This is a genomic window from Streptococcus sp. IsoGale021 (genome assembly GCF_031142795.1).
Classification (GTDB): domain Bacteria; phylum Bacillota; class Bacilli; order Lactobacillales; family Streptococcaceae; genus Streptococcus; species Streptococcus hominis.
Genome location: NZ_JAKZJH010000004.1, coordinates 13,666 through 28,306, shown reverse-complemented (window position 1 = coordinate 28,306; position 14,641 = coordinate 13,666). Strand labels below are relative to the sequence as shown.

Annotated in this window: 7 protein-coding genes; all 7 read right to left on the bottom strand. The window is 40.9% G+C overall.

What is annotated here, in order from left to right; genetic code table 11:
• Positions 1-11: 11 nt before the first annotated feature.
• Complete coding sequence (gene glyS / locus RG565_RS04160; protein ID WP_247936732.1) at positions 12-2,051, bottom strand: glycine--tRNA ligase subunit beta; 2,040 nt, start codon at positions 2,049-2,051, stop codon at positions 12-14.
• Between the two features lie 3 nt (positions 2,052-2,054).
• Positions 2,055-2,969: a glycine--tRNA ligase subunit alpha gene (gene glyQ, locus RG565_RS04155; RefSeq protein ID WP_003025941.1), complete on the bottom strand. Its 915-nt coding sequence runs from the start codon at positions 2,967-2,969 to the stop codon at positions 2,055-2,057.
• Between the two features lie 448 nt (positions 2,970-3,417).
• Complete coding sequence (locus RG565_RS04150; protein ID WP_247936731.1) at positions 3,418-7,944, bottom strand: S8 family serine peptidase; 4,527 nt, start codon at positions 7,942-7,944, stop codon at positions 3,418-3,420.
• A gap of 271 nt (positions 7,945-8,215) precedes the next feature.
• Entirely contained in the window at positions 8,216-9,367 is a 1,152-nt protein-coding gene (gene nagA / locus RG565_RS04145) for an N-acetylglucosamine-6-phosphate deacetylase (RefSeq protein ID WP_247936730.1), read from the bottom strand.
• Positions 9,368-9,571: 204 nt separating this feature from the next.
• Positions 9,572-11,203, bottom strand: coding sequence for a Na/Pi cotransporter family protein (locus RG565_RS04140; RefSeq protein ID WP_247936729.1), 1,632 nt, complete (start codon positions 11,201-11,203; stop codon positions 9,572-9,574).
• A 158-nt stretch (positions 11,204-11,361) separates the two neighbouring features.
• Positions 11,362-11,712: a 30S ribosome-binding factor RbfA gene (rbfA, locus tag RG565_RS04135; protein ID WP_003043380.1), complete on the bottom strand. Its 351-nt coding sequence runs from the start codon at positions 11,710-11,712 to the stop codon at positions 11,362-11,364.
• An 80-nt stretch (positions 11,713-11,792) separates the two neighbouring features.
• Entirely contained in the window at positions 11,793-14,630 is a 2,838-nt protein-coding gene (gene infB / locus RG565_RS04130; protein WP_247936728.1) for a translation initiation factor IF-2, read from the bottom strand.
• Between the last annotated feature and the right edge of the window lie 11 nt (positions 14,631-14,641).

The window sequence follows — 14,641 nt, the reverse complement described above, 5'->3', positions numbered from 1 at the left end:
CCCTCCTTGGATTATTTTGTATTGATTTGGTTAAATTGTGCCACTTTTTTGGCTTTCGTCATTAAGGCAGCTAAGAGTGCCAAACGATTTGCTCGGATTGCTTCATCTTCAGCCATAACCATAGTATTGTCAAAGAAAGCGTCAATCACTGGACTTAAAGCGAAGAGTTGCTCAATATTATCTGTTAAGTCATCAGATAACGTTAAGTTTTCTACTGCTGCATGAAGGGCTTTTTCTTCGGCATTTTCAAAGAGACTCTCGTCCACAACACCAGCCGTTTCTGCTTTTTCTGCCAAGTTAAAGACACGTGCTAAACTTTCGACCGACGATTTGAAAGAATCTTCTTGTGCTTTTTCTGCCAAACGACTTGCTGCTTCAACCAAGTCCCGCACAACAAAGGTTGAACTATTTAAAACAGAAGACACGATATCTTTTGGAACATCGCTGTCCATCATTTTTTCAATACGTGCACGGAAGAAATCAAGCACCTGTTCTTTATTGCTATATGTGAGACTGTCAAATTGCAGCGCATAAATCTCTTCTACCAATTCATCTAAAGCAATGTGCCAACCAAATTTATCAAGAATACGCACGACACCTTGCGTTGCTCTACGAAGAGCATAAGGGTCATTTGAACCGCTTGGAATGAGTCCGACCGAGAAGAAAGAAAGAATCGTATCCATCTTGTCTGCAATGGCTAAAATGGCACCAATTTTCGTGTCTGGCAATTCACCATCACTGGCAGTTGGCAAATAATGCTCCCGAATAGCTTTAGCTACTGCTGTGTTTTCTCCTGCAAGCAGGGCATATTTTTCACCCATGATACCTTGCAGCTCATCAAACTCACCAACCATACCAGTCAACAAATCAAACTTGTAAATAGCTGCAGCTCGCGCTACGTCTTTCATTTCTTGCTTAGATAACTGAACTTTTTCTGCTAAAAGGGCTGCAATTTTTGCTGTTCGCTCCATGTGCTCTGCTAGAGAGCCGATTTTTTCATGGAAGGTCACATTTTTCAACTTTTCAACCAAATCAGAAATAACCAATCGTTGGTCTTCGCGCCAGAAAAATTCTGCATCTTCCAAACGAGCTACCAACACTTTCTGATTTCCTTTGACGACATTTTCGAGGTGTTCTACATTTCCGTTGCGTACCGATACGAAATATGGAAGAAGCTTGCCATTTTCATTGCGAACAACAAAGTAGCGTTGATTGACTTTCATGGAAGTCACAAGAACTTCCTCAGGTACATCTAGGTAACGCTCGTCAAAACGCCCGATAAAAGCGGTTGGGTATTCAATCAAATTCAGCACTTCGTCCAGCAAATCTTCGTCAATCTCCACATGAACGTTATGCATTTTCTCGATTTCTTTGATTTGATCCAAAATCATGTTTTCACGTTCCATTGGGCTGGCAATGACAAAAACTTTACGCAAGTCCTCTTCGTAAGAATCTGCTGACTGAATCTTCACTTCATGGCCGAGAAAACGATGCCCCCGACTTGTCCGTCCACTTTCAATATCGAACAAATTCATCAAAAAGGACTCATCATCCAACAACACAGTTAGGGTATGAACGGGGCGAATATATTCAAATGTATTGGTGCCCCAGTGCATATTGACCGGAAAGCTCAGAGAGGTCAGCACATCGGCAACTCCGTCAATCAATTCCTCAACAGGTTTTCCGATTTCTTGCTTGGTGACATAGACATATTCTTCGCCTTTTACTTCACGAAATGTGATATCTTCAACCGTCAAGCCTTTTCCACGAACAAAGCCTTGCGCAGCTTTCGTAAAATGACCATCTGCATCCAAAGCAATCTTCTTGCTTGGTCCTTTAAAATCTTCTGTTAAATCTGTTTGCTTTTCACTTAGATTGGACACGCGCACAGCCAAGCGACGAGGAGTTGAAAACATTTCAATCTTATCAAAAGTTAAACGATTGTCTGTTAAAAAGGCTGCCATTTTGTCGCGCAATTGTTTCATGCTTGGTGTCACAACATAAGCCGGCATTTCTTCTAACCCTAACTCAACCAATAAATTTTTCGTCATTTTTTATTCCTCCTCAGCCAATAATTTCTCACGTGTTGCTTCGTCTAACAATGGATAGCCTAGCCGTCTGCGTTCTGCCACAAAGGTTTTAGCAACAATACGCGCTAAATTACGAATGCGAGCAATGTAGCCTGCACGTTCTGTCACAGAAACAGCTCCGCGAGCGTCCAATAAATTAAAAGTATGAGAACATTTCAGCACATAATCATAAGCAGGATGGACGAGATTGTATTCTAAACAGCGCTTCGCTTCTGCTTCAAAATGATCAAAATTAGCTAAAAGCAAGGCTTGGTCGCTCACTTCAAAACTGTATTTTGAATGTTCAAATTCTGGTTGGCGGAAGATTTCTCCGTATTTTACGCCATCAGCCCATTCAATGTCATAAACGGAATCCACTTCTTGAATATAAGATGCCAGACGTTCCAAGCCATAGGTTACTTCAGACGTCACTGGGTTGGTAGGCAAACCGCCGACCTGTTGGAAATAAGTAAACTGCGTGATTTCCATACCGTCAAGCCATACTTCCCAACCTAGACCTGCAGAACCTGTTGAAGGATTTTCCCAATTATCCTCTACAAAGCGAATATCATGTTCCAGCGGGTTAATCCCCAGCAATTCCAAAGACTGCAAATACAGCTCTTGAATATTGCTTGGGCTTGGTTTCATTACAACTTGAAACTGGTGGTGTTGGTAAAGGCGATTAGGATTTTCACCGTAACGTCCATCTGCTGGACGACGTGAAGGCTCTACATAAGCCGCATTCCACGGCTCAGGACCAATGGCACGCAAGAAAGTATAAGGACTCATGGTACCAGCGCCTTTTTCATTGTCGTAAGCCTGCATGAGCATACAACCCTGATCATTCCAGAACTGTTGCAACGTTAAAATAATTTCTTGGAAGGTTAACTTCTTCGACATAAGATACTCCATTCTTTTTGTGATAATATTCTTACTAACCTGAGTTTATAGTAGAAATAACACCAGCGTCAACAAGTGATTCAATTTGACTGACAAAACAAAAAGCAGAACTGCACTTGACACATACCTATACAGATTTGCATAGGGGCGTCAAAACGCGGTTCCACCCTAGTTTATTACTTCATTGTTAATATAGCCTTAAGATAACATCAAGGACTAAAATTTACCGAAAGCTCCATCTTCATTCAGTTCCTATCTGGCTTTCACCATCCCAGACTCGCTAGAAAGTATCCTGACAAGACCTCTTTCATAAAAACTATTATAGCAGGAAAATAAGATTTTGTAAAATAGAAATACTGATGAAATTTCTCGCAGATAAAAAAGAGAGTGTGGGACAGAAATCAATCATTCGAAGAATTTGATTTCGTCGTCCCACCTCCGCTTTCAATTAAGAAACTAATTCATTAGAAGCAACTTGCACTTTTGTTTTTTTCAAAACAGTTAGTGTTTGAACCTTTTTGGGTCTTTTCCCATTTAATTTTCGTTTTGCTTTTCTTAAATTTGCAGTAGCTGCTTTCACTTCTTCCCTACTTGCTCCTGGATTTTCCAACACAGCCTGAGCATGCTCAAAAGCTGTTAAGTAAGCTGCTTTGACATCATCAGAAGCATAAATGAAGCGATAGTTACTTGCTTGAAATTCCACTTCTCTATCCACTAGCTTTTGCAAGCTGCTAAAGTTCGTGGCTTTGCCATTCAGTCGCTGTTCTGCTGCTTTTAATTTGGCTAGAACTGTATCAATTTGTTCTTGAGTTACACGCTCCTGTGCTAACAGCAAAGCAACTGCTTGGAAAGCTTGGTCATAATTGCGACGGTATTTCTCTGTAGCGTTGGCATAACGTCCTGTTTTTGTCATAGCACCATAGGCAGCAATGGCTTGCTTCACAGAAGCAATATCAGAATCTTTACCGTCCAAATCGTTAGAAGCCGTATTTAAATTTGCTAAAACTTTATCCACTTCAGCTTGAGTCAATTTGCCAGCCACAGCAGCTTGAGCCACTGCGTAAGCCTGATCATAAGCTGTGCGTTTTTCTGCAGCTGCATTATAATACTGAGCAGATGCGACAAGACTAGCTTGTTTATTGACAGCCGCTAGTAGCTGCGTTTTGATAATAACCGCTAACTTAAGAAGATTATTTTGACCTTCAAAGACCTCAACCATTGGATTTTCATCCCACAATTCATAACCCGCAGGAAGTTTCACAAGAACTGTATAACGACCTACTGCAACCGTTTTTCCAAAAGCATTTTGACCATATTTTTGCACTGGTAATACCAATAAATCTCCGTCTGCATTTTTTAAGACGACTGATGTATTTTTAGGAACCGCTTGGTCAAAAGCTACACTTAATGGAGCATAGGCGATTTCTTTCGCTAAAAATTCAATCGTTTTAAAGCTATCCTCAGCTGTCAAATCAAATTCTTGCGTTTGAGGGCTGTACAGTTTTAGACCGCCTTTGTCATAAGTGAACAATTCAGCCACATAGTGTCCAAATCCTAAGAAGTTGATGTCATTTCCTTTATCAAGATTAACATAGTTACCGTTTGCATCTTTGATACGATATACAAAGCTCGTATCCAAATCTTTATGACTTTCAGCATCTACCAAAGCTACACGAATTCGTCCACTATTTTCATCTCCTACTAATTTTGCTAAAGAGATAACATCTTTATTTCCAGCAAAATCTTCTACCAAATAGAAAATATTGGTCTTTTCTACACCTTTTGGCAAAGTGTAACTGCCGTCTTGATTTGCTGCAATATAAACACGGCGTTCATAAATGCGTACATTTCCCAAAGCATCTCTAGCTTGATAGAGGACGCTATTGTTTTTATCTGGCTGAAGGTAGAAGAGGCTTTTTCTTAGAATTCCACCCTCCCCTTCATCTTTTACCTGACGAGCGACAAATGTTTCTACTCCATTTGTATTTGTGATATAACCTGATGTGATGACTGGCTTTTGTGTATCAATTTGAAGTTGGAAAGCTACCGCTTGTTCATTTGCCCCAGGGACATCTGGTGTGTAGCGGATTACATAGGTATATAGGCCGTCTTTCACAGCATTTCTGCTACTATCACGACCATCCCATACGGTATTTTCAACCACATAAGATTTCGGCCCTTTACTATCAAAGTAATTTTTACGACCATCTAAAGCTTTGCTGCTCTTCCAAATTGGTGAACGATAATCTGTATCCGTACTTGCATAGACGCTGGCGGTTAGATTGGTGAAATTTCGATAAAATACTGAGCGGTACTGAATCAAGTCTTTGTTGCCGTCATTATTTGGAGAAAAGGCGAGGCGAACATTTCCATTGGCATCCAACTGCAAGACATTTGTGCCTTGTTCATTTTCCACCGTGCCAAGCACAATCGGACTACGAGCTGTTGTTTGACCAGTTGAATAAAGGGTCTCATTAGCTGTCGTTAAAATAGCACTCACATTGTCACCGGCTGAAACACTCTTATCTTGCGGAACATCGTAATAAAATCCAGACCTGCCTTCTCTGACTAAATTATAAATTGGTTTTTCAGCTGCTGGTAGATTTTGAAATTCGCCACGGAAGCCCATAAATGGCAGGCTAACTACATCTCCATCATCCGCTGGATCAACAAAACGAACAAAACCTTCTAAGAAGTAGCCGTTTGGCATGAGCTTGGTCAATTCTTCTGCAAATTTAGATGTATTGACTTTGACCGTGACACGTTCACTACTGTGTGCCTTAACAGTAATCTCAGGCCAGACAGTTTCTGTTAATTTCCTAGGAGTGAGTGTAAAACGCCCGTCCTTAACATTGTCTGTATTCGTATTGACAATCATTTTCAGTGTCCGATCTTTATCAGAAAGATTGTGAACGGTCACATCAAATGTAAATTCATCCTTAACATTTCCAAGCGATACACTAGGATAATTATTTTCGCCCGTTACATACAAATCTGTAGATACGGCTGCTGCTGTGTCTACAATACCAGCACCTTGTTGACGGGGGGAAGTGTACGTTTCAGTTTCCTTATTGACATGCGGTTTCGCTGTAGACATGATTAAGGCTTTGACTAATTCTGAAATTTCTGCAGGAGATTTGTCTGGGTATTTCTTCAGTAAATACTGTTTGACAAGAGCGGCTACACCAGCTACGTGAGGAGCTGCCATACTGGTTCCGCTCATATTGCCATAGGTATTATCATTGAGCGATGAAAAGATAGAGCCACCAGGAGCAGTTACATCTGGTTTCAATTGACCATCTGTTGTTACACCCCAACTTGAAAAATCAGACATTTCTTTTGCTTCTGGATTGGGCTGATTAGCCATCGCACCATTAAATACTAACTTATACTGACCAGCTTTCAGCGCTTCACCATATTCTTTGGAAATAAAGACTGCAGGATTTTTCTTCCCTTCTCCGTCCAAAGCCATTGTAACATTCGCACCTGCGACATTATTATAGACTACTATTCCAGTCGCACCGTGTTTTAGTGCATTGTTTGCTTTTTCTGCAAATGTAATACTGCCACGTTGCACAAGAGCTAGTTTTCCTTTGACATCCACTCCGCTAAAGTCTTCTTCACGACCAAGCTCAGCGTCTACATATTCATACTCTTTTCCTTTTTTAAACTGTCCTTCTGTTTCAGCTGCTGCATAAGTGAATTTCCCATGATTTAATTCGGCATTGTTTTCCAATCCAAGAACATTAAAGACTTCTTCTGTGACTACTGTGTTATTGACGGAAGCAACAGAGATTGAGTCTTCTACCGTAGAGGGGTTTCCGACTAATCCATAATCAGGATTTTCTGCTAGTGGTTTATCATACCCATATCCAAAAGTATTGCTGTTCCCTGCAGATATGAGGACTGAAACTCCTTTTGCACGGGCACGTTTAATCGCATCTACAATGCTTGGATCAGCATTGATAGTGGAACCAGTAGAAGAACCCAGACTCATATTGATAGAATCCGCTCCCAGGGCAACCGCATCATCAATGGCTTTCGCATAAATAGCTGAACTAGTAGTTCCGCTCCGATCAGAAAAGACCCGCATAAACATAACCTGCGCTTCAGGTGCTACTCCGTAAACATATTCACCATTAACACTTTTCTTATCTGGATTTCCTGTAGCAATCCCTGTTACATGCATCCCGTGCGATGACGTATCTTTTTCTTTGATATTGTCATCACCGTCCATATAATCATAAGCATAGACTACTTTGTCATTATACCATTTCCCATAGTCAATGCCAGCTGCACGCTTAACAGCCTCCATTTCGGCTTCAGTTTTGTATTTTCCTTTTGAAGGATCTGTAATCCGCAATACTTCATGGTGAACATCCAAACCAGAGTCAATAATCGCTACAACAGTGCCCTCCCCTTTATAACCTTGATGCCAGGTTTGAGGAACTTTGATGATTTCATTACTGCTAACACTTGCAGGTCTTGCTTCATCTGACACAGGTGTCTTAGCCGGCTCAGCTTTTGTAGCAGGTGCAGCCGATGAATTCGTCACAGAAGTCGACTCTGCCTCTGTCGATGCTGCTTTCGGTTGCGAAGCTGGTGCACTTTCCTTCTTTGTAGCACTTGTATCTTCTGGAGCTGGTTGCTCTTCAGTGTTGGAAGACACTTCAGTCGGAGAGCTTGATGTCACTTCGGCAACTTGAGCAGTCGCTGTCTGTTGCAGTGTTTCAACAGGAGTGGCTACTGGAGAATCTGTTTTCTCTGCCTCAGATTCTGTATTTTCAGACGCAGTTGCTGATTGAGTAGTCGCTTCTGTTGTCGTAGCAACGTTCGTCTCCTGTGTAACTACGGGCTTAGCTGCCACTTGCTCCTCAGCTTGAACTTGAGCTGCTCCAATCACTAAAAATGTACCTAAAACGACCGAAGCCAAACCAAACTTATACTTTCTCAATGAAAAACGCTGTTTTTGCATATAAATCTCCTCATTTTTATTTTTTAAAAGTTATTATATCGTAAATTTTTCTGAATATTCACACAAAACAGCATTTGTAATGAAAACGTAACATTCCTTTATGAACATATACAAAAAATAGAAAATATAAAGTTTTAACTATAAAATTATTTTGTTTATAGAATCATCGTTCGGAATACACATATACTGATTATAAAAAAGCTGCAAAAAAGAACCTAGGGTGTTATCCTAGATTCTAAAAAAACTATATGAATACTTCAATGTTCCATCTTTACGCTTCGTATCGTTTTTCACCATCCAGATAAGTTGCAACGAGTTCTAAATCTTTGTCCAAAACGATAAAGTCCGCATCGTGACCTTCTTTGATTTGACCACAAACATCATCAATGTGGACTGATTTTGCTGGATTGAGCGTTGCCATCATAACTGCTTCATGTGGGTTGGCAATGCCCCATTTAACCACATTTTTCAGTCCATCTTTCAATTTTAAGATAGAGCCCGCGAGGTTGCCTGTTGATTTGAGACGAGCAGTTCCGTTGGCGACCACTACTGGAAATTCGCCCAACATATAATCTCCGTCTTCCAAACCGCCTGCAGTCATACAATCTGTGATAAGTGCTACATTTTCATGTCCTTTTTGCTTCATCAAAATGTCACAAGCCTTTGGATCAACATGGTGGCCGTCACAAATCAATTCTGCATAAGTGTGAGGCAGCTCATACATAGCTCCGACCATGCCAAGTTCTCGGTGGGTCAATCCACGCATTCCATTATAAGCATGAACCCAGACACTAGCACCCGCGTCCACAGCAACTTTTGCTTCTTCAAAAGTTGCATTTGAGTGTCCCAACGCAACCGTTACACCCTCATCTGTAATGGTACGGACAAAGTCTTCAACACCTTCTCGTTCTGGCGCCAGAGCGATTTTATTGAGCAAACCATTTGAAGCTTTTTGCCAAGCACGAAATTCATCCATTCGAGGATCTTTCATGTAAATTGGATTTTGAGCCCCTTTGTATTTTTCTGTGAAATACGGACCTTCAAAATATAGCCCACGAATCTTAGCACCTGTTGCTTCTTGGTAATGATCACCAATATTTTTGGTCACAGCTAGCAGTAATTCAAAACTTGAGGTCAAGGTTGTCGGTAAAAAACTGGTGACTCCTGTTGACAATAAGCCTTCACTCATAATGTGAAGCGTTCCTTCGATATTATTATCCATCACATCAACACCACCAAAGCCATGAATATGGGTATCTACCAATCCCGGTGCAATAGAATAACCTGTGTAATCTATCACATCTGAATCTGCTGGAATTTCCTTGGACCATTTTCCAAATTTGCCATCGACCAATTCCAGATAGCCACCTTGACGAATACCGTGGGGATAGAAAAATTGATCAGCTTGAATGTATTTAGGCATAATAAAACCTCCTTCATTCGATGAGAGTTTATATTAAGTTACAATTTCTAGCAACTGTAATTGATATTTTGAGGCACTCTCACATTTATTCATTATGTCCCTTTTATTATACCGCTTTCTTCTTTTTTTGTAAATGGTATAGACCTATTTTGCGTATTTTAAATCATCAAAAAACAAACTACATCAGCAGTCTGTTTCTCAATCTTAAATTTGTTCCGCTTGCACTTTCTCCGCCAAGTTCATGGCATGGTCTGCGACTCTCGTATAGTGAGAGATGATATCAATAAAGTTTACGCCTGCTTGCGTAGAGCATTCTCCTCTGTTCAGGCGATGGATATGCGTCTTCCGCAGCTTTCGTTCCATTTTATCAATCGCTTCATGCTTAGCCACCAGACTATTTGCCAATTCAATATCATTATTTTCTACAGAAGCTAAAGATTCTTTAATGAAACTAAGAGTCATATTGTAAATCAACTCCAACTCTTGCAAGGCTGCTGGAGAAAATTCTACTTTTTTTCGACGGATATAGTCTGTCAAGTTGATAAGCGCTTCACCGTGATCTCCGATTCTTTCCAAATCGCGTGAAGAGTCCAGAATATTAGTCAGTACTTCACTTTCTTTTTGACTCAGAGGCTCACTGGATAAATCGATCAGATAGCGCGTCAAATCTTCATCAATCTTATTGATAGCTTCTTCTGTTTTATGCCCTTTATCTGCTGATTTTTCAGTGTTATTTACAATATAATCATAAGCTAGCTCAAATGAGCGCATTGCATAACTTCCTAAATGCAGCAATTCTTTTTTTGCATTTCCTAAAGCAAGCGATGGAGCTTGTTTAATCAAAATCACATCCAAATAAAGCGGCTCGTATTTCACGACTTCATCTTCACCTGGGATCAACTTCGTTACCAAAGTAGCCAGCAAGCCAATGAATGGAAACTGAATAATGGTATTGGTGACATTAAAAGTTCCGTGAGCAAAAGCAATGGTCATTTCTGGACTTAAATGGAGAGCTGTTTGAAACCACTGAATCAAGCTTGTAAATGGTCCTAACACAATCAAACACAAAATGGTACCAACCACGTTAAACATTACATGAGCACCTGCCACACGTTTTGCTGCAATATTGGCACCTAAGGACGCAATAATCGCTGTAATCGTTGTCCCGATATTATCCCCAAAAAGAACTGGCAAAGCTCCTTTTAGCTCAATCAAACCACTCGCATATAGATTTTGCAAAATACCTATAGTTGCGGATGAGGCTTGAATCAGTAATGTAATCCCTGTTCCTACAAACACTCCAAGGACTGGATTTCCACTTAACTTTATCATGTATTCACGGAAAGCGTCTAAATCTTTCAATGGCTCCATAGCGCCACTCATCAGATTTAAAGCAAAGAAAATCCCACCGACCCCAAATAAGACACGACCAATATTATTGATAGAGCGCTTTTTGGTAAAGAAGAGACAGACTGCTCCTAAAAAGAGAATGGGTAAGGCATAATCACCTAGCTTAAAACCAATGATAAAAGAGGTTACCGTTGTTCCAATATTGGCCCCCATGACAATCCCAATTGCCTGCCTAAGCGTTAAAAGTCCCGCACTCACCAATCCAACTGTAATAACTGTCACACCTGAACTGGACTGAATGAGAGCTGTTAGACCAATCCCAACTAGAACACCAAAAAATGGATTGCTTGTATATTTGTCAATAAAATAACGAAGCCGATCACCTGCAGCCTGCTGCAAGCCATCCCCCATCATCCTAATACTATATAGGAAAAGTCCTAAACCGCCTAAAAAGCTAAATATAATTTGCTGCCAATTGATGGACATCTTTTTCCCTCCGAAAAATATGTAGCGGATTATCTCCTTTTCTATTTTAATGGATAAGTGTAAAAGTAACAAGCCTTTTTTAGCATTTTTATCAAAAAAAGAAAGAAAAATAGAATTTCCTTTCTTTTTAAATATATTGATATAGCTAAAATCACATTTTATTTTTGTTCTAAATCGCGGAGCATTTGGTCAATTTTATTCCCGTATTCAATGGATTCATCTTTGATAAATGTCAAATCAGGAATTTTATACATCTTCAAGTTGTGACCCAATTCACGTTTGATCGTTCCTTTGGCTTTTTCTAAACCAATTTGAGCTTTTTCTTGCTCAGAAGCAAGCTTGCTCATCAGCGTGTAGTACACTTTTGCCATTGACAAGTCACCCAACATTTGCACATCTGTAATGGTAATTCCTTGAACACGCGGATCACGAACTTTTTTTTGCAAAATTTCATTGACTTCACGTTTGATTTCCATGCCCACACGATCCACACGAAATTGATTTGCCATGATATCTCCTTTCACTTACTTTAGAAAAAGGTTGAGGCAGACTTTAATGAACCATAGCCTGTCTCTTTTCCATTCATATTTTATTTTGTGATTTCTTCCATGATGTAGGCTTCAATCATGTCGTCAACCTTGATGTCATTGTAGTTCTCAACCATGAGACCACCTTCTTGCCCATTGCCAACTTCTTTCACATCATCCTTATAATGTTTAAGGCTAGCAAGCGCACCATCAAAGATGACAACACCATCACGAATCACACGAACCTTAGAATCACGAGTTACTTTACCGCTAACCACCATAAAGCCACCAATGGTACCGACTTTAGAAACCTTGAAGGTTTCACGGATAACAGCTTCACCGATAATTTTTTCTTCGTATTCTGGATCCAACATCCCTTTCATGGCATCTTCTACTTCTTCGATGACTTTATAAATAATGCTGTGAAGACGAATTTCGACATCATCGGCTTCTGCTTGTTGACGAGCTTGTGGGGTAGGACGAACGTTGAAACCAATGATAAAGGCATTTGAAGCTTCGGCAAGAGTCACGTCAGACTCGTTAATAGCACCAACTGCTGAGTGAACAATCGTGACTTTAACGCCTTCTACTTCAATCTTTTGAAGGGAAGCTGTCAAGGCTTCGGCAGAACCTTGCACATCTGCTTTGATAATAACATTGACAGACTTGACTTCACCTGCTTTAAGGGTATCAAAGAGATTTTCAAGACTAACACGGTGAGTTGCTTGACGTTGCTTCATGAGAGCACGTTTTGCACGTTCTTCACCAGCTGCACGCGCTGCTTTTTCATCTTCATACACTGCAAAATGATCACCAGCCATTGGTGTTTCATTTAGACCCGTGATAGATACTGGTGTAGACGGTCCAGCAACTTTCACTCGGCGTCCACGGTCATTGGTCATGGCACGTACACGTCCAAAGGTATTTCCGACAACGATTGGATCCTGCACATTCAAAGTACCTTGTTGAACGAGCAGAGTTGCCACCGCACCTTTCCCTTTATCCAAGCGCGCTTCGATAACCGTACCAATTGCGCGAACATTCGGATCGGCTTTTAATTCTTGAATTTCGGCTACAAGGAGAACTGTTTCGAGCAACTCCTCAATATTTTGATTGAATTTCGCTGAGATTTCAACGAATTCAGAATCACCGCCCCAAGCAGTTGACATAACGCCATATTCAGCCAATTCACTGATAACGCGTTCGGGATTAGCTCCTGGTTTATCAATCTTGTTAATCGCTACAATAATTGGTACATTTGCTGCTTTTGAGTGGTTAATCGCTTCAATTGTTTGAGGCATTACCCCGTCATCTGCTGCTACGACAAGAATCGTGATATCTGTGACAGAAGCACCACGTGCCCGCATACTTGTAAAGGCCGCATGCCCTGGTGTATCAAGGAAGGTAATTTTCTTACCATTTTCTTCAATCTGGTAAGCACCAATATGTTGTGTAATCCCACCTGCTTCACCTGTAGCAACACGAGAATTACGCAAGGTATCCAAAAGTGTTGTTTTCCCATGGTCAACGTGTCCCATGATGGTCACAACTGGCGGACGCTCTACCAAGGCATCTGGATCAAGATAATCATCATCCACAAAGAAACGTTCGATATCTGCATTATCGACTTCAACTTTAGCATGTGCTTCAATGCCATAATCTACCATCAGAAGTTCAATAGTATCGCCGTCCAACGATTGATTCTGCGTTGCCATAACCCCCATCATAAAGAGTTTCTTGACAATTTCGGCTGGTTCACGTTTAATCCGTTTTGCAATTTCTGCAACGGTCATACCTTCTGTGTATTCAAATTCTTTAGGCAATTCATGGAACTTGCGTTCTGTAACTGGTTTTGGAGTTTGGTTATTGTTCCGATTATTCTTGCCTTTTTTATTTTTCTTGTTATGATTCCAATTACTATTCTTTTGATTTCTCACTTGATTTTGACTGCTTCGATTCTTTTGTTGTTTTCTTGGACCATCTTCTTCACGATCAAAGTCATCGCGTTTCTTGTCTGGTCGAGCTTGTTTTTTCCGACGAGTATCAACTGCGGGAGTTTGACTCGCTTCAGGAGCAACTTGGGGCTGTGGAGCTGGCTTTGTTGCTTCCACGATAGGAGCTGCTGCTTGAAATAATTCTTCTACAGGTTCTTTCCGTTTATTCTGCTCGCGTTGAGCTGCTTTCGCAGCCTGAGCTTGTTTGAAACGTTCTTCACTACCACGAGCATATTCAGCATTTTGTTCAGCTTTCAGAGCTGCTGCACGTGCTTTAAAATCAATGCGTGGTCCTTGATTCGTTTGAGGGCGATTTTGATTTGTAGCATGTGAACGATTTTGCTCTTGACGACGATTATCTTGGTTGCGATGATTGCGATTGTCACGTTGCTCGCCACGATTCCCACGGCCATTTCGGTTTTGGTTGTTTCGATCATTACGCGGATTGCGCTCTTCTCGATTTCGCTTCTCAACATTTTGTTGTTTTTGCGGACGATTGTCTCGCTGTTTATTCCGTCGTTCTGCTTGCTCTTTTGCTCTTGCCTCTCGTTCAGCCTTAAAATTACGACTTTTTGGTTTTGCAGGCGCCGACTTCATTTCCACTTCCGACTTTTGCGTCGGAGCTACTGCCTTCTGCTCTGCTTTCTTCTCAGCCTCGGTCGTTTCTTTCACTGCCGTTGAAGCTGACGGTTGCTCTTTAGGCAACGATTGAGTCGGCTTTTGAGTCGTTTCTTTTTTAGGAGCTGCTGCTTGAGAAAAGCTAGCTGTGATACGTGTTGCTATTTCACTTTCCACGCTGCTGGCATGACTTTTTACCTCAATACCAAGCTCTTTTGCACGCGCCACAATTTCCTTGCTTTCTTTCCCCAGCTCTTTCGCGATTTCGTACAATCTTACTTTAGACAAATCTTGTCCTC